The following is a 16,023-nucleotide window of genomic DNA, read 5'->3' as shown; positions in this document are numbered from 1 at the left end:
CAGGCGCGCGAGGAGAAAACAGGCGATGTCAGACAGCTCCACCCTGCCGCCCGCACGGCTGCGTCCCGAAGCCGAGCTGGCGGGCGACGCGCTGTCCACGCCGGTGCTCGCCCGGGCCGCGCGGCTGGCCCGTTGGGCCGGCCCGGACACCCGTGTCGACGCCGGGGGCGGGCTCGTCGAGGAGCAGGTGCCGGCGGCGGCCGAGGAGCTGGGGCTGACCGGGGACGACGCCGCGGCCCACGCGAGCGAGGCCTGGCGGACCGCCGTGGACACCGGGCTCGTCGAGATCACCGACGAGGAGGCGGGCACCGTCACCCAGGGCGAGGACCTCGCCCTGCTCACCTCGGGCTCCCCGCAGGACGTGCTCGGGGTGTGGCTCACCGCCCTGGAGGGGGTGCTCGCCGACGCGAGCGTGCCCGACCTCGACGACCTGGTCGACGCGATGTCCGAGGGCGGCGAGGTCGACCTGTCGTCCCTCGACTGGGACCCGGAGGCCGAGGCCGAGTTCCTCGACGGGGTGCTCGGCAACCTCTACCTGCTCGCCGTCGGCGAGGACGGCCCGGGCGACACGCCGGTGCCGCTGCCCGCGCTGGCCGCCTCCGTCATCGTGCCCAGCGACATGGGCGAGCCCACCAACGACGTGCTGGAGCAGGTGTCCGACGCCATGATGCGGCTGGACGACCGGTTCCGGCTGCTGGAGCCCGTCGGCCTCGTCGCCTACCGGCCGGTCGACGAGGCGCTGATGGCCGACGCGGACGAGGAGCCCGCGGCGCCCGTCGACGACACCGACGTCGCCCGCTACGGCATGGTCCGGCTCACCCCGCTCGGGCTGTACGGACTGCGCACCCGGCTGCTGGAGGCCGGCTTCGACGCGCCCGCCGTCGGCGACCTCTCCGACAAGGGCGCCGACGCGCTGCTGGACGGCACGGCCTCCTTCCCGCCGGCCGCGGCGCACGCCGAGACCGAGCTGTGGCTGGCCGGCCGCGGCCCGCTCACCGCAGCCCGTGAACTCCTCGCGGCGGCCCGGGGCTCCGACCCCGGCGCGCCCCTGCGCCGACTGCGCTGCCAGCAGGCGCTGGCGCTGGTCGGCACCGAGGCGGAGCCCGCGCTGCGGGAGGTCCTCGACGACGCCGAACTGGGCGGCCTGGCCCGGGTCTGGCTGACCGAGCACGGCGCCCGGGACGTCCCGGCCCCGCCGCCGGAGATGGTCTTCTGGCTGACCATCGACACCGTGGCCGCCCAGCTCGCGGCCGAGGGCAACTCCGAGGAACTGCGCGCCCTGGTGGAGGGTCTGGCGCGGCAGCACAGCGGCTTCTTCGACACCGTCTGGCGGGTGGACCACCCGGCCACGCCGGACGTCCTGGAGGCGATGGGGCGGCTGCACCCCGACAAGAAGATCGCCAAGGAGGCCCGCAAGGCCGCCTTCAAGGCACGCTCCCAACACGGCGGCTGACCGCGCGGGGCCCTGACGGAGAACCGCCCGCGCAGGGCGGGCACCTAGGCACCGTGCGCGCCCTCCCGCTCCCGGCGGGTCCTCTCCGGGTGGCCGCCCTGGCGCACTCCGGTGGGGCGGTCGCCGGGCCCCCGCGCGGCCCGGTGGACGGCGCCGGGAGAGGTCGCCCCCAGTTCAACTCCCGTTCAGGCACGCGCGGGCTCACCGTTCAGGCGGGGGCGCGACCGTGACGCCGAACCGAGGTCCGCCACCCTCCACGGCACGTCCACCGTCACAGGAGACACCATGTCGCTCACCCGCAGGGACTTTGCCGGCCGATCCGCGCTCACCGGCGCCGGGGTCGTGCTGGCGGGCAGCGTCGGCGCCCTCGCCACCGCCCCGAACGCCCTCGCGTCCACGGACACCGAGCGCGCGGGGGAGGAGCACGGCGCAGGCCACGGACACGGGCACGACCACGGCGTCGGCTACGGACCGCTGGTCCCCGACCCGGACGGCATCCTCGCCCTGCCCGAGGGCTTCCGCTACGAGATCGTCACCTACTGCGGCCGGACCAGGCTGGAGTCGGGCGAGTTCACCCCCTCCAACCATGACGGCACCGCCGCCTTCGAGGGCCCGCGCGGCACCACCCTCCTCGTCAACAACCACGAACTCGGCGGACACCGCGACGACTGGCCGCACCCCGTCCCGCTCACCGAGGGCCTCGTCTACGACCCGGCCGCCGCCGGCGGCTGCACGGTCGTCGAGGTCCGCCGCGGCGGGCACGTCGCCGAATGGGTCGGCATCGCCGGCACGGCCACCAACTGCGCGGGCGGCAGCACCCCGTGGGGCACCTGGCTGACCTGCGAGGAGACCGAGGACAAGGCCGGCGAGGAGGGGATGACCAAGGACCACGGCTACGTCTTCGAGGTCGACCCCGAGGACCGCCGCGCCAACCGGGACCCGAAGCCGATCAAGGCGCTGGGCCGCTACGCCCACGAGGCCGTCGTCGTCGACCCCAGGCGCGGCCACCTCTACCTCACCGAGGACGCCTCCGGACCCAACGGCCTCCTCTACCGCTGGGCGCCGCCGGAGGGCTTCCGGCACGGCCGCGGCCGGCTGCGCACCCTCGCCGACGACGCCGGGGTCCTCCAGGCCTTCAAGTGCTTCGACTCCGGCGGCAAGTTCGTCGACGACCTCTCCCGCGCGACGCGGACCGGCACGGTCTACGGCGTCGACTGGGTCGACGTCCCCGACCGCGACGCCAGGACCACCTCCGTGCGCAAGCAGTTCACCGCCGGACAGGTCACCCGCGCCCGCAAACTGGAGGGCATGTGGTGGGCGGACGGCGGCGCCTACATCGTCTCCTCCTACGCCCGTGACGAGAGCCCCGGCCGCCCGCACGACGGCCAGGTCTGGTTCTACGACCCCAAGCGCCGCACCCTCACCCTCAAGGTCCTCCTCGGCGTCAACGCCGACCCGTCGGCCGACGGCGCCTTCGACGGGCCGGACAACATCACCGTCTCCCCGTACGGCGGCCTCGTCATCGCCGAGGACGGCGACGGCGTCCAGCACCTGTTCGGCGCCACCGACAGCGGCCGCACGTACCCCATCGCGCGCAACGACCTCAACGTCGGATCGGAGGAGGAGCCCGAGTACAGCGAATTCACCGGCGTCACCTTCTCGCCCGACGGCAGGACCCTTTACGCCAACATCCAGGACCCGGGCATCATGCTGGCCATCACCGGACCGTGGAAGCGGCAGAAGCGCCGCTAGTTAATTCGCTCGCCCGAGCGGTGGCCGCCCTTTTAGAGTGATGCACGTCCAGGTGCGAAGGCAGGACCTACTTCCACTGATAATGGGGCGGCCACGGGTTCGAGTCCCGTCACCGGCACCACGCGCCGGTGTAGCTCAGGGGTTGGAGCACCTTGTCGGTTCCGCCGACCTGAACTCTGGACACCCAGAACTTCCCGCACCTCCCGGTGCGCGGGCCGCGGCTACTTCGTTCTCATCGAAAAAGACGCCGCGGCCGAACAGATCTCGGGAGGCGCGACAGACGGTGGTGCCCGGTGCGCAGGCGGCGGATACTTCAGGATCGGATCCCGAAAGGGGTGCGGGTTCGAATCCCGTCGTCGGCTCCGGGCCGACGTGGTGGAAACGGAAGACACGTCCGACTTTCTCCGCCGCCGACCTCGACCTCGGGCACCCTCCTTCTGTCGCGCCTTCCACCGAAAAGAATTCGGGGGAATTCACGATGGCGCGTTTCAACACCAGGGCGGCGAAGGCGCAGCCCGCCTCGCGGGTGACGTCGACGGGGCGCGTACTGCGCACCTACGAGGGCGGCCGGGGCCGCGAGCGCGACCCGCGCTCGGAACTCTTCCTCCTGGCGGTCACCAACTTCGTGACCCAGCAGACGTTCTACGAGGCCGGTGCCGCCCGCGACGACCGCTTCACCGCGCTCGTGCGCGACCTCGCCGTCACCGACCCGTCCTGGACGGCCGGCCTGCTCGGCTGGCTGCGCGGCGAGGGCAACCTGCGCACCGCCTCGATCGTCGGAGCCGCCGAGTACGTCAAGGCACGCCTCGACGCCGGCGCCACCGACGGCCCCATGGGCCGGCAGGTCGTCGCCTCCGTCCTCCAGCGGCCCGACGAGCCCGGCGAGCTGCTCGCCTACTGGACGTCGAGGTACGGCCGTGCCGTGCCCAAGCCGGTCAAGCGGGGGATCGCCGACGCCGTACGGCGGCTCTACCACGGCAGGTCGCTGCTCAAGTACGACACCGCGTCCAGGGGTTACCGCTTCGGCGACGTCCTCAACCTGGTGCACGCGGCGCCGGACCCGGACAAGCCGTGGCAGGGCGAGCTGTTCCGGTACGCGCTGGACCGCCGGCACCACCCGGAGACCGCGGTGCCGCCCGCCTCGGACCACCTGCTGACCGCGCACCGCGAGCTGATGGCGCTGCCCGTCGGCCGGCGGCGAGCGGTCCTCACGGCGCCGGGCGGTGCCGAGCGGCTCGCGGCGGCGGGCATCACCTGGGAGATGCTGGCGGGCTGGCTCCAGGGGCCGATGGACAAGGCGGCCTGGGAGGCCGTGATCCCGTCCATGGGGGCGATGGCCTTGACCCGTAACCTGCGCAATTTCGACGAGGCCGGGGTCTCGGACGAGGTCGCGGCCCGGGTGGCGGCGCGGATCAGCGACCCGGAGCAGGTGGCGCGCTCGCGGCAGTTCCCGTTCCGCTACCTCGCCGCGTACCGGCACGCGCCCTCGCTGCGCTGGTCCTACCCGCTGGAGCAGGCGCTCGGCCACTCGCTGGCCAACGTGCCCGCGCTGCCCGGCCGGACGCTGGTCCTCGTGGACCGCTCGGGCTCGATGTTCTTCTCGCGGCTGTCGGACCGCTCGGAGCTCAACCGGGCCGACGCGGCGGCGGTCTTCGGTACGGCGCTCGCGCTGCGGGCGGCCGACGCGGACCTCGTCGAGTTCGGTACGTCGAGCAACCGCGTGGGGTACCGCAGGGGCGAGTCGGTGCTGAGGATTCTGGAGCGCTTCGGCGACCTGGGCGGCACCGACACGACCGAGGCGGTCCGGCGGCACTACCGGAAGCACGACCGGGTGCTGATCGTCACCGACGAGCAGTACGCGTACAACCGGCACGGCGACCCGACCGAGCAGGTTCCGGAGCGCGTCCCGGTCTACACCTGGAACCTCGCCGGACACCGGGCGGGCCACGGCCCGTCCGGCAGGGACAACCGGCACACCTTCGGCGGTCTGTCGGACGCCGCCTTCCGGATGGTTCCCCTGCTGGAGGCGGCCCGGGACGCCGACTGGCCCTGGGCGGCCTGAGCCGGCCGCGGACGCCGCGCGGTAGGGTGCGCCAAAGGTTGCCTGGTGGGCGGGGAGTGGCGGTATGGCGCAGGTCAGGCCCATGCGTGCGGACGCCCGGCGCAACCGGGAGCGGCTGCTCGTGGTGGCGGCTCAGGCCTTCGCCGAGCACGGCGAGGGCGCCTCGCTGGACGACATCGCCCGGCGGGCCGGGGTCGGCGTCGGCACGCTGTACCGGCACTTCCCGACCCGGCGGGCGTTGCTGGAGGCCGCCTGCCTGGAGCGGATCGAGGCGATCGCGGCACGCGCCGACGTCATCGCGGGAGAACTCCCGCCGGGCGAGGCGCTGCTCGCGTGGCTCGAGGAACTCGCCGCCGGCATGCTCCAGGTCCGGGGGCTCGGGGCGCTGCTGGGCACGGCCGTCACGCAGGACGGTCCGGCGGCGGACCGGGCGTGCGGCGACTGCCTGCGGGGCGCGGTGGCGCGGCTGGTCCGGGCGGCCCGGGACGAGGGCACGCTGCGCGCGGACGTCGAGCCGATCGAGGTGCTGCGGCTGGTGCACGGGGTGGTGACGGCCGCCGAGTCGGCGGAGGCGGAGGGCGGGTCCGTGCGCCGGTACCTGTCGTTGGTGTGGGGCGGTCTGCGGGCGTAGGGGCTCCCGTGACGGGAGCCTCCTACGCCCGGTGGCTCACAGGGCCTTTGCGGCCGGCTTGACCATGCCCCGGACGGTGCGGGACTTCACGAACTCGCCGATGGCGGTCATCTCCCACTCGCCGGAGTACTGGCGGATCAGCTTCGCCATCATCACGCCGGTCTGCGGCTCGGCGCCGGTGAGGTCGAAGCGGACCAGTTCCTCGCCGCTCGCGGCGTCGATGAGGCGGCAGTACGCCTTGGCGACCTCCGTGAACTTCTGGCCGGAGAACGAGTTGACCGTGAAGACCAGGCCGCTGACCTCCTGCGGCAGCCGGCCGAGGTCGACGACGATGACCTCGTCGTCGCCGCCGCCCTCACCGGTCAGGTTGTCACCGGAGTGCTTGATCGCCCCGTTCACGATCGAGAGCTTGCCGAAGTAGCAGCTGTCGATGTGGTTGCGCTGCGGGCCGTAGGCGATGACCGACGCGTCCAGGTCGATGTCCTTGCCGCGGAACGCGGGCTCCCACCCGAGGCCCATCTTGACCTGGCTGAGCACCGGGCGGCCGCCCTTGACGAGGGAGACGGTCTGGTTCTTCTGGAGGCTGACCCGGCCCTTGTCGAGGTTGATCTTGCCGGTGCCCGGGGCCGGGGCCGGCGGTGCGGCCGGTGCCGCGGGCGGCGCGGCGGGCATCGTGGGCGCGGCGGCGGGCGGGGGCGGGGGAGTGGCCGCCTGCGACCGCGCCGGCTGGGCGGGGGCGGCGGGCTGGGCCGGAGCGGCCGGCTCCTCCACCGTCACACCGAAGTCGGTGGCGATGCCCGCCAGGCCGTTCGCGTAGCCCTGGCCGACCGCGCGGGCCTTCCAGGCGCCGTTGCGCAGGTAGACCTCCACGATCACCAGGGCGGTCTCGGTGCCGAGCTGCGGGGGCGTGAAGGTGGCGAGGACGGAGTTGTCGTCCGCGTTGCGGATGGTGGCGGTGGGCTCGATGCCCTGGAAGGACTGGCCGGCGGCGTCCGGGCTGGCGGTGACGACGATCTTCTCGATGCCCTGCGGGACGGCGGCCGTGTCGACCACGATCGCGTCCGGGGCGGAGCCGCCGCCGGAGCGGTAGGTCACGCCCTGGCCGGTGGGCTGGTTGTAGAAGATGAAGTCGTCGTCGGAGCGCACCTTGCCGTCGGCGGTGAGCAGCAGGCCCGATACGTCGAGCCGCACGGGCGCGGCGACGTCCACCGTCACGCGGGGGGCGGAGAGGGGGATGTTCGAGCCGGGGGTCATAGCTGTCATGCCGGGTGAACGAGCGAGGGCGTTTTACCGTTCCCTTACCCGGGGGCCAATCGGGTGTGAGGGTGGTGGCGGGGTGGCTGTGGTGGGGGATGCGAACGGTGCCGGTTGATGTGGTGGTGCAGGCGAAGCCGTTCGGTCGGGGCGTGCGCGGATCGCTGAGAGGGGCGGGCGGGGTGCCCGGGGGTTTTCGCCCCCGCCGCCCCTTCCCTTCCCGTCCCCGGGGGCTGCCGCCCCCGGACCCCCGCTTCGGCCTGGACGGCCTCGTCCCTCGAACGCCGGACGGGCTGGGAGGGCCGGGCGGGGCCAGAACGTCCTACGGCACCACCACGATCTTCCTGCCCACGCCCGCCGCGAACTGCTCCAGGGCCTCGGGGTAGCGGTCCAGCGGGACGCGGTCGCTGATGAAGACGTCGGGGTCGAGGACGCCGCCCGCGAAGAGCTCGGCGGCCCTTTCGTAGCTGTGCAGGACCGCCATCGAGCCGGTGATGGTGATCTCCTGGTTGTAGATCCGGTACGGGTCGATGTGCACCCGCGTCGCGTAGTCGGCGACGCCGAACTGGAGGAAGGTGCCGGCCTTGGCGACCCGGTCCAGGCCGTCCTGGATGGCCGCCGCGTTGCCGGTCGCGTCGATGACCAGGTCCCAGCCCTGGGGGCGGTCCAGTTCGTCGGGTGTGGCGGCCGACCCCGTGACGCCCAGGCCGCGGGCCGTCTCCAGGCGGGCCGGGTTGAGGTCCACGACGTCCACGCTCGCCGCGCCGGTGCGTTTGGCCAGCTCCAGCATCATCAGGCCCATGGTGCCCGAGCCGTAGATCAGGACGTGGGCGCCGAGGCGGGACCGGAGGACGTCGTAGCCGCGGACCGCGCAGGACAGGGGCTCGATCAGGGCGGCGTCCTGGGTGCGGACGTGCTCGGGGAGCTTCACGCAGTTCGCCACGGGGGCCACGGCGTACTGCGCCGCGCCGCCCGGCGTGGTGACACCGATGGCGGCCCAGCGTTCGCAGAGGTTGTTGTGGCCGGTGCGGCAGTAGCGGCACTCGTGGCAGTAGAGGGAGGGGTCGACCGCCACCCGGTCGCCGACCGCCACCTCCGTGACCTGGGTGCCGACGCCGACCACCTCGCCGGCGAACTCGTGACCCGGCACGATCGGGAGCTTGGGCGCGAACTCGCCCTGGAGGATGTGCAGGTCGGTGCCGCACAGGCCGCAGGCGGCGACCTCCACGACGACCTCGCGCGGCCCGGGCGTCGGGTCGGGGACCTCGGTGACGACGGCGCGGCCCACGGACTCGATGACGGCGGCCTTCATTTCACGGCTCCAAGCGACAGGCCCTGGACCAGTTTGTCCTGGGCGGCGAACCCCGCGGCGAGCACCGGCAGGGAGATGACGAGCGACGCGGCGCACACCTTGGCCAGGAAGAGGCCCTGGCTGGTGATGAAGCCGGTCAGGAAGACGGGGGCGGTCTCGGCGACCACGCCCGTCAGCACCCGGGCGAAGAGCAGCTCGTTCCAGCTGAAGATGAAGCAGATCAGCGAGGTCGCGGCGATGCCGGGCAGGGCGATCGGGGCGACCACCCTGGCCAGGATCGTCGGCAGTCTCGCGCCGTCCACCCGGGCCGCCTCGATGATCGCGACCGGGACCTCGGCCAGGAAGGACTGCATCATCCAGACCGCGATCGGCAGGTTCATGGAGGTGTAGAGGACGACCAGCAGCCAGATGTTGTCCAGCAGGCCGGTGTTCTTGGCGAACAGGTAGATCGGCAGCAGGCCGGCCACCACCGGCAGCATCTTGGTGGAGAGGAAGAAGAACAGGACGTCCGTCCACTTCTTCACCGGACGGATGGAGAGGGCGTACGCGGCGGGCAGGGCCAGGACCAGGACCAGGAGGGTCGAGGCGATCGACGCCACGGCCGAGTTGGCCAGCGCCGGCCAGGGGCTCGCGCCGCCGCCCGCGCCGAAGAACTCGCGGTAGCCGTCCAGAGTCAGGGAGGCGGCGAAGGACGGCGGGTTGGTGGCGGCGTCCTGCTCCGAGTGGAAGGAGGTGAGCGCCATCCAGGCGATGGGCAGGAAGAAGACGATCCCGGCCAGCCAGGCCACGAGGCCCAGCCCGGCACCGGCCTTGCGGCGGGTCCGTCCGCTCCCGGTGCGTACGGCGGCGGGTCGTGCGACGGTGGCGCTCATGAGCGGCCGGCCTCCTCGCGGAACAGGGACGACACCACGCGCAGCGCGAAGGTCGCGATGATGATCGAGCCGATGACGACCAGGACGCCGGCGGCCGACGCGAGGCCGTTCTCGTGTGCCTGGTAGAAGCTCTGGTAGACGGTGTAGGGCAGGTTGGCCGTGCCCAGACCGCCGGAGGTGAGGGTGAAGACCGCGTCGAAGTTCTGGACGATGTAGATCGAGCCGAGCAGGGCGCCCAGTTCCAGGTAGCGCCGCAGGTGGGGGAGGGTGAGGTGGACGAAGATCTGCCAGTCGCTCGCGCCGTCCACCCGGGCGGCCTCGATCTGTTGCTGGTCCCGGCTCTGCAGCCCGGCCAGCAGGATCAGCATCATGAAGGGCGTCCACTGCCACACCAGCGCGGCCTCGACGGCGAGCAGCGGGGTGTTGGAGATCCAGTCCGGCTGCGGGCCGCCGACGTAGTGCAACAGGCCGTTCAGCAGGCCGTACTCGGGGTTGTAGAGGACGTGCTTCCACAGCAGGGCCGCCGCCACCGGGACCACCAGGAACGGGGCGATGAGCAGGGTGCGGACCACGCCGCGGCCCTTGAACCTGCGGTCCAGCAGCAGGGCGAGGGCGAGGCCCAGGACCAGGCTGGCCAGGACCACCGCCACCGTCAGCACGATCGTCGTCCACACCGACCCGCGCAGGTCGGCGTCGCCGAGGACGTCGCCGTAGTTGGCGAGGCCGGTGAAGCGGCGGGCGTCCGGGTAGAGGGAGTTCCAGTCGAAGAAGGAGATCACCAGGGTCGCCACGAAGGGCAACTGGGTGACCGCGATCATGAAGATCAGGGCGGGCAGGAGCGGCGCGCGGGTGGCCCAGGCCCTCAGCCGCGGGGACGGCCGGCGGACGGGGGTGCGGACCTGGTCGGGTGCGGCCGAGGGGGCCGTGGTCGTGGCGGTCATCGTCCCTCGTACTCCTCGGAGATCTTCTCGGCGAGCTGCTGGGACTTCTCCAGGGCCTCCTCGACGGACTGCCGTCCGGCGATGGCCGCGCTGATCTCCTGGGAGACCTTGGTGCCGAGGTCGGTGAACTCGGGGATGCCGACGAACTGGATGCCGGGAGCGGGACGCGGCTGGACCCCGGGGTCCTTGGGCTTCGCGCCCTCGATGGCCTCCCGGGTCATCTCCTGGAAGGCGGCGGCCTCCTTGCGGTAGGCCGGGTTCTCGTACGTCGAGGCGCGTTTGCCGGCCGGTACGTTGGACCAGCCGACCTCGTCGCCGACGAGCTGCTCGTACTCCTTGCTCGACGCCCAGGAGACGAACTTCCAGGCCTTGTCGGTGTTGCGCGAGGCCTTCTGGATGCCCCACGCCCAGGTGTAGAGCCAGCCCGAGCTGTCGGTCTTCTCCACGGGGGCCGGGGCGTAGCCGACCTTGCCCTTGACCGGCGATTCGGCGGCGTCCAGGGAGCCGGCGGCGGAGGTGGCGTCGTACCACATGGCGACCTTGCCCTGGGTCATGTTGTTGAGGCACTCGGCGAAGCCGGACTGGGCGGCGCCCGACTGGCCGTGCTCGCGGACGAGGTCGACGTAGAACTTCGTCGCCTTCTCCCATTCGGGCGAGTCGAGCCGCGCCTGCCAGTCCTGGTCGAACCAGGTGCCGCCGAAGGTGTTCACGACCGTCGTCAGGGGTGCCATCAGCTCGCCCCAGCCGGGCAGGCCGCGCAGGCAGATGCCCTTCATGCCGGGCTCGGAGCCGTCGAGTCGCTCGGCGAAGGAGGCCACCTGGGTCCAGGTGGGGTGTTCGGGCATGGTCAGGCCCGCCTCGGCGAACAGGTCCTTGCGGTACATCAGGAAGGACGACTCGCCGTAGAAGGGCTGGCCGTAGAGCTTGCCGTCGTCGCCGGTGAGGGACTCGCGCATCGGCCCGAGGACGTCCTTCTCGTCGTACGCCGGGTCCTCGGCGACGTAGGAGTCCATCTCGTGCAGCCAGTCGTTGCGGGCGTAGATCGGTATCTCGTAGTTGGAGAGGGTGGCGGCGTCGTACTGGCCGGCCTGGTTGGCGAAGTCCTGGCTGATCTTGTCGCGGACGTCGTTCTCCGGCAGGACGGTGAAGTTCACCTTGATGCCGGTCTCCGCGGTGAAGTGGTCCGCGGTGAGCTTCTGCAACTCGACCATCTGCGGGTTGTTGACCATCAGGACGTTGATGGCGTCGCCGCCCGACCCCGCCCCGCCCGCTCCGACCCAGCAGCCGGAGAGCAGCGGGGCGAGCAGCGTCCCTGCGGCGGCCGTGGCGAGCGTGGCTCGCGGCCTCCGTCGGCTCTGGGTTCGCATGGATCGCTCCTGAACATAGGGGGAGGTATGGGGCAGTAAGGAGTGCGGGAGTGCCCGGTGGGGACGAGGGCGGACGGACCCGGTCGTCAGACGCGGACGACCTGCGGCCCGAGCAGTGAGTAGCGGTGGGCCTCGGCCGTGGGGAGCAGGGTGCTGGTGACGATCGCGTCCAGGGCGCCGACGTCCGCGAAGCGGCAGAAGCTGACCGCCCCGAACTTGGTGTGCGTGCCCGCGAACACGGTGCGGCGGGCGGCGCGGATCGCCTGGGCCTTGACCTCGCTGACCGCCGGGTCGGGGGTGGTGAGGCCGTGTTCGCGGGAGATGCCGTTGGCGCCGATGTACGCCAGGTCGATGACGAAGCCGGCCAGCATCTTCGTCGTCCAGTGGTCGACGGTGGCCAGCGTGCCCGGGCGGACCCGCCCGCCGAGCAGCAGGACGGAGGTGTCGCCGGCCTCGGCGAGGGCGCCGGCGACCGGCAGGGACGCGGTGACCACGGTCAGCGGCCGGTCCCGGGGCAGGGCTTCGGCGATGAGCTGCGGGGTGAAGCCCTCGTCGATGAAGACCGTCTCCGCGTCGCCGAGCAACTCGGCCGCGGCGGCGGCCACCCGGCGCTTCTCGGGCACGTGGCTGGTGGCGCGGAAGGCGAGCGTGGTCTCGAAGCCGGCGCTCTCCACGGGGTAGGCGCCGCCGTGGGTGCGGCGGACCAGGCCGTGGTCCTCCAGGGCGCGCAGGTCCCGTCGTACGGTCTCCTTCGCGACGCCCAGGTCGGCCGCGAGCGCGGTGACGTCGACCGAGCCGGTGGCGCGGGCGATCCGCACGATCTCGCGCTGGCGTTCCTCTGCCGTCCTCGTGCCCATGCCGAACACCTGCCTCACCGCCTCGTCACCGTGTTCCTGCCCGTTCGGGCCCGTCTGACCCATGGGGGAATTTCTACAGCGGCGGTGCGGCACTGACCAGGCCTGTTGCGGGCCCGATGCTGCCCGATCGTGCCCGCTTCGGTCACCGGGTGCCCGCCGCGGACCTGGCACGCGACGGCTCGGGGAGTGGGAACGGGCGGCGTGGGTGCCCGTATGCGGAGGCGGGCGGGCCCGTTCGGTGCCCGCCCGCCTCGTGATCGACCGGTTCCGGTCAGTGCGGCCAGATCGGGGGGTCGGTCACGAAGTGGCCGCCCAGGCGGGCGTGCGCGGGCTCGTCCGGGTCGAGATCCCCCTGCTCGGCGATGAGCCGTGCGGCGAACGGTTCGGAGTCGTCCTGCGGTGCGTAGCCGAGCGCCCGCGCGGAGGTGAGGTCCCACCACAGGCGGGTGTTGGCCGACGAGCCGTACACGACGGTGTGCCCGACGCCCTCGGCGGTGAGGGCGGCGTGGAAGAGGCGGGCGCCGTCGCCGGGGCTCATCCACACCGAGAGCATGCGCACGCTGGTCGGCTCGGGGAAGCAGGAGCCGATGCGGACGGAGACGGTCTCGATCCCGTGCTTGTCCCAGTAGAACTGGGCGAGGTCCTCGCCGAAGGACTTGGACAGGCCGTAGAAGGTGTCCGGGCGGCGCGGGGTCTCGACGGGGATGAGCGGGTCGTCCCCGCGGGGGCGCGGGGTGTAGCCGACGGCGTGGTTGGAGGAGGCGAAGACGATGCGGTCGACGCCCTCCTCGCGGGCGGCCTCGTAGAGGTGGTGGGTGCCCTCGATGTTGGCCTTCAGGATCTTCTCGAAGGGGGCTTCCAGGGAGATGCCCGCGAGGTGGATGATCGCGTCGACGCCCCGGACCGCCTCCCGCAGGGCCGCCCGGTCGGCGAGGTCGGCGACGATCGCGTCCGGCTCGCCCTCGATCGGGCGCAGGTCGAGCAGGCGCAGCTCGTAGCCGAAGGCGGGGAGCAGGTTCCGCATCAGGGTGCCGAGGCCGCCGGCGGCGCCGGTGAGCAGAACGGTGCGGGGAGCGGGCATCCTCGGGGCTCCTAGGTCTCCTGTGGTGCTCCTGGACCGTCGGCCGTACGCATGAGCGGCTGACGTTCATATGCGTGGACACGCTAAGGAACCCGTGGTCAGCCGTCAAGGGCTGGCCTTCTTGACGGTGTTGATGAGGCGGCTTAGCGTGGGCGCGTTCAGAAATATGGACGCAGATCATGAATATGACGCAGATCTTGAATGGGGAGCGCCCGTGACCTCAGCCCCTCTCGCCACCCGGCTCACCGCCCCGGGCGGACCGCTGTTCTTTCCCGTCACGGCGTACGGACCCGGCGGCGAGGTCGACCTCGACGTCTTCCGCACGCACGTGCGCCGCGGGGTCGAGGCCGGGGCGTCGGCCGTCTTCGCCTGCTGCGGCACCGGGGAGTTCCACGCGCTGACGCCCGAGGAGTTCCAGGCCTGCGTCCGGGCGGCCGTCGAGGAGACCGCGGGGCGGGTGCCGGTCCTCGCGGGCGCGGGCTACGGCACCGCCCTCGCCGTGCGCTGGGCCCGCCTCGCCGAGGAGGCCGGCGCCGACGGGCTGCTCGCCATGCCGCCGTACCTGGTGCTCGCCGGGCAGGAAGGGCTGCTGCGGCACTACCGCGAGGTGGCCGCGGCGACCTCCCTGCCGGTGATCGTCTACCAGCGCGACAACGCCGTCTTCACCCCCGGGAGCGTGGTCGAACTGGCCCGCACGGAGGGGATCGTCGGCCTCAAGGACGGCCTCGGCGACCTCGACCTCATGCAGCGGGTGGTCAGCGCCGTGCGCACCGAGGTGCCCGGCGACTTCCTCTACTTCAACGGGTTGCCGACCGCCGAGCAGACCCAGCTCGCCTACCGCGCGCTCGGCGTCACCCTCTACTCGTCCGCCGTGTTCTGCTTCGCCCCCGAGATCGCCCTCGCCTTCCACCGGGCGCTCGGCTCGGGCGACGAGGCCCTCGCGCACCGCCTGCTGGACGGCTTCTACCGGCCGTTCGTCGAACTCCGCGCCCAGGGCCGCGGGTACGCCGTCGCGCTGGTCAAGGCCGGCGTCCGGCTGCGCGGCCTGGACGTGGGGGAGGTCCGGCCGCCCCTCCAGGAACCGGCCGAGGACCACCTGAAGCAGCTCGCCGAGGTGATCGAGCGGGGCTACGCGCTGCTCGACGGCGAGGAGACCCGGTGAAGACCTCGGCCTTCCTCTACCCCTGGGACGTCAACGGAGACCCGGACGCCGCCGCCCGCGTCGCGGGGACCGGCGTGGCACAGGCGACGCTCGCCGCCGCCTACCACTCCACCCGCGCCCTCACCCCCCGCCACCCGCGCCACCGCGTCGTCACCGCCGAGTACGCCGCCGTCCTCTACCCGCCGGACCCCGCCCGCTGGGAGGGCCGCGCACCGCGCCCCTACGAGGCCGGCGACTGGGCGCCCGGCGACGCGTACGGCGAGGCCGCCGCCGCGCTCGCGGACGCGGGTCTGGAGGTGCACACCTGGGTCGTCCTCGCCCACAACTCCCGCCTCGGCGCCGAGCGGCCGCACACCTCGGTCGTCAACGCCTACGGCGACCGCTACCCGTGGGCGCCCTGCATCGCGCAGCCCGCCACGCGCGCGTACCTCACCGACCTGGCCGCCGAGGCCGCGGTACGGCCGGGAGCGCGGGGGACCGAACTGGAGTCCCTCGGCTGGTACGGGCTCGCCCACCTGCACGCCCACGACAAGACCGGCGGGGTCGGCCTCGGGGACGCCGGGCAGTACCTGATGTCGCTGTGCTTCTGCCCGCACTGCCGGGAGGGGTACGGGGACCAGGGCGTCGACGCCGACGCGCTGGCCGCCGGGGTGCGGGCCGCGCTGGAGCCGGTGTGGCGGGGGACGGCGCCGTCGGACGGCGGCTGGGCGGGCGTGGAGAAACTCCTCGGGGAAGCCTCGGCGAACGCCACGCGCGCGTGGCGGGACGGGACCGCCCGCACCCTCCAGGAGGCCGCGGTCGGGGCCGTGCGCGCCGCCGCGCCCGACGACTTCCAGGTCCTGCTGCACGCCGACCCGGTGTCGTACCACTGCGGCGCCAACGCCGGCGTCGACCCCGCGCACATCCTCTCCGTGGCGGACGGGGTCGTCGTGCCCTGCACGGGCGGCGCGGGCCTGCTGGCGCCGTTCGCCGAGCAGGGCCGCGCCGGGGCCGTCCTCGCCGCCAACCTCACCGTCGTCTCCGGCATGGGCGGCCGCCCGGACACCCTCGCCGAGGACGCGGCACACGCGCGCGAACGGGGCGCGACGGAGCTGCGGCTGTACCACGCGGGGCTGGCGTCGGACGCGGATCTGGAGGCGGTGCGGTCGGGACTGGCGGGACTGGCGGGGCGGTGAGCGGGGCGCCGGGCGGCGCGGGCCGGCCCCGATGGGGCGACGCGGGCGGAGGCGGCCGTGCCCTTCCGCGGGGCGCGACGGGGCGCACCGGGCGCAGGGTGCGG

The 16,023-nt window shown here is 73.1% G+C and carries 13 protein-coding genes; 6 read left to right on the top strand and 7 right to left on the bottom strand.

Translation table 11 applies throughout. The features are described 5' to 3' along the window. Positions 1-25 precede the first annotated feature (25 nt). From ACGF5T_RS28700 to ACGF5T_RS28685, 4 genes are all read left to right on the top strand, one after another. Positions 26-1,453, top strand: a complete 1,428-nt coding sequence (locus ACGF5T_RS28700) for a hypothetical protein (RefSeq protein WP_356607799.1) — start codon at positions 26-28, stop codon at positions 1,451-1,453. A gap of 285 nt (positions 1,454-1,738) precedes the next feature. Next, positions 1,739-3,205: an alkaline phosphatase PhoX gene (locus ACGF5T_RS28695; RefSeq protein ID WP_356607797.1), complete on the top strand. Its 1,467-nt coding sequence runs from the start codon at positions 1,739-1,741 to the stop codon at positions 3,203-3,205. Positions 3,206-3,683: 478 nt separating this feature from the next. Beyond that, on the top strand, positions 3,684-5,267 hold the full coding sequence (locus ACGF5T_RS28690) for a TROVE domain-containing protein (RefSeq protein WP_366766253.1): 1,584 nt from the start codon (positions 3,684-3,686) through the stop codon (positions 5,265-5,267). 64 nt (positions 5,268-5,331) lie between these two features. Continuing rightward, positions 5,332-5,898, top strand: coding sequence for a helix-turn-helix domain-containing protein (locus ACGF5T_RS28685; RefSeq protein ID WP_361016124.1), 567 nt, complete (start codon positions 5,332-5,334; stop codon positions 5,896-5,898). Between the two features lie 36 nt (positions 5,899-5,934). On the opposite strand, the gene ACGF5T_RS28680 is transcribed toward ACGF5T_RS28685, so the two are convergent. From ACGF5T_RS28680 to ACGF5T_RS28650, 7 genes are all read right to left on the bottom strand, one after another. After that, entirely contained in the window at positions 5,935-7,152 is a 1,218-nt protein-coding gene (locus ACGF5T_RS28680; protein WP_366766291.1) for a TerD family protein, read from the bottom strand. A gap of 322 nt (positions 7,153-7,474) precedes the next feature. Beyond that, positions 7,475-8,464, bottom strand: coding sequence for a zinc-dependent alcohol dehydrogenase family protein (locus tag ACGF5T_RS28675; RefSeq protein ID WP_361016126.1), 990 nt, complete (start codon positions 8,462-8,464; stop codon positions 7,475-7,477). Continuing rightward, the gene (locus ACGF5T_RS28670) at positions 8,461-9,336 is read right to left on the bottom strand and encodes a carbohydrate ABC transporter permease (RefSeq protein WP_366766254.1); all 876 of its coding nucleotides are present in this window, start codon (positions 9,334-9,336) and stop codon (positions 8,461-8,463) included. The genes ACGF5T_RS28675 and ACGF5T_RS28670 overlap by 4 nt, the downstream gene beginning before the upstream one ends. Beyond that, positions 9,333-10,277 carry a sugar ABC transporter permease gene (locus ACGF5T_RS28665; RefSeq protein ID WP_366766255.1) on the bottom strand — a complete coding sequence of 315 codons (945 nt, stop codon included), beginning with the start codon at positions 10,275-10,277 and terminating at the stop codon, positions 9,333-9,335. Before ACGF5T_RS28665 ends, ACGF5T_RS28670 begins: the two co-directional genes overlap by 4 nt. Next, complete coding sequence (locus ACGF5T_RS28660; protein ID WP_361016131.1) at positions 10,274-11,644, bottom strand: sugar ABC transporter substrate-binding protein; 1,371 nt, start codon at positions 11,642-11,644, stop codon at positions 10,274-10,276. Before ACGF5T_RS28660 ends, ACGF5T_RS28665 begins: the two co-directional genes overlap by 4 nt. Positions 11,645-11,730: 86 nt before the next feature. Next, the gene (locus ACGF5T_RS28655) at positions 11,731-12,501 is read right to left on the bottom strand and encodes a DeoR/GlpR family DNA-binding transcription regulator (protein WP_356608153.1); all 771 of its coding nucleotides are present in this window, start codon (positions 12,499-12,501) and stop codon (positions 11,731-11,733) included. Between the two features lie 271 nt (positions 12,502-12,772). Next, positions 12,773-13,582 (bottom strand): NAD(P)-dependent oxidoreductase, encoded by an 810-nt coding sequence (locus ACGF5T_RS28650; RefSeq protein WP_356607783.1) that lies wholly within the window; start codon positions 13,580-13,582, stop codon positions 12,773-12,775. Between the two features lie 214 nt (positions 13,583-13,796). Here ACGF5T_RS28650 and ACGF5T_RS28645 point away from each other — a divergent pair, with 214 nt between their 5' ends. Then, positions 13,797-14,744 (top strand): 5-dehydro-4-deoxyglucarate dehydratase, encoded by a 948-nt coding sequence (locus ACGF5T_RS28645; RefSeq protein ID WP_356607782.1) that lies wholly within the window; start codon positions 13,797-13,799, stop codon positions 14,742-14,744. Further along, positions 14,741-15,919 carry a hypothetical protein gene (locus ACGF5T_RS28640; protein WP_366766256.1) on the top strand — a complete coding sequence of 393 codons (1,179 nt, stop codon included), beginning with the start codon at positions 14,741-14,743 and terminating at the stop codon, positions 15,917-15,919. Before ACGF5T_RS28645 ends, ACGF5T_RS28640 begins: the two co-directional genes overlap by 4 nt. Positions 15,920-16,023: the final 104 nt, after the last annotated feature.

The sequence above is a fragment of the Streptomyces sp. NPDC047853 genome (assembly GCF_043204535.1).
GTDB lineage: Bacteria > Actinomycetota > Actinomycetes > Streptomycetales > Streptomycetaceae > Streptomyces.
The sequence above is the reverse complement of the archived record's forward strand: the minus strand, read 5'-3'. Positions and strand labels throughout refer to the sequence as shown.

Bases quoted from the DNA above. Each gene is read 5' to 3' on its own strand.
- ACGF5T_RS28700 (WP_356607799.1), top strand. From the start codon at position 26: ATGTCAGACAGCTCCACCCTGCCGCCCGCACGGCTGCGTCCCGAAGCC.
- ACGF5T_RS28680 (WP_366766291.1), bottom strand. From the start codon at position 7,152: ATGACCCCCGGCTCGAACATCCCCCTCTCCGCCCCCCGCGTGACGGTG.
- ACGF5T_RS28650 (WP_356607783.1), bottom strand. From the start codon at position 13,582: ATGCCCGCTCCCCGCACCGTTCTGCTCACCGGCGCCGCCGGCGGCCTC.
- ACGF5T_RS28660 (WP_361016131.1), bottom strand. From the start codon at position 11,644: ATGCGAACCCAGAGCCGACGGAGGCCGCGAGCCACGCTCGCCACGGCC.
- ACGF5T_RS28670 (WP_366766254.1), bottom strand. From the start codon at position 9,336: ATGAGCGCCACCGTCGCACGACCCGCCGCCGTACGCACCGGGAGCGGA.
- ACGF5T_RS28675 (WP_361016126.1), bottom strand. From the start codon at position 8,464: ATGAAGGCCGCCGTCATCGAGTCCGTGGGCCGCGCCGTCGTCACCGAG.
- ACGF5T_RS28665 (WP_366766255.1), bottom strand. From the start codon at position 10,277: ATGACCGCCACGACCACGGCCCCCTCGGCCGCACCCGACCAGGTCCGC.
- ACGF5T_RS28655 (WP_356608153.1), bottom strand. From the start codon at position 12,501: ATGGGCACGAGGACGGCAGAGGAACGCCAGCGCGAGATCGTGCGGATC.
- ACGF5T_RS28685 (WP_361016124.1), top strand. From the start codon at position 5,332: ATGGCGCAGGTCAGGCCCATGCGTGCGGACGCCCGGCGCAACCGGGAG.
- ACGF5T_RS28695 (WP_356607797.1), top strand. From the start codon at position 1,739: ATGTCGCTCACCCGCAGGGACTTTGCCGGCCGATCCGCGCTCACCGGC.
- ACGF5T_RS28690 (WP_366766253.1), top strand. From the start codon at position 3,684: ATGGCGCGTTTCAACACCAGGGCGGCGAAGGCGCAGCCCGCCTCGCGG.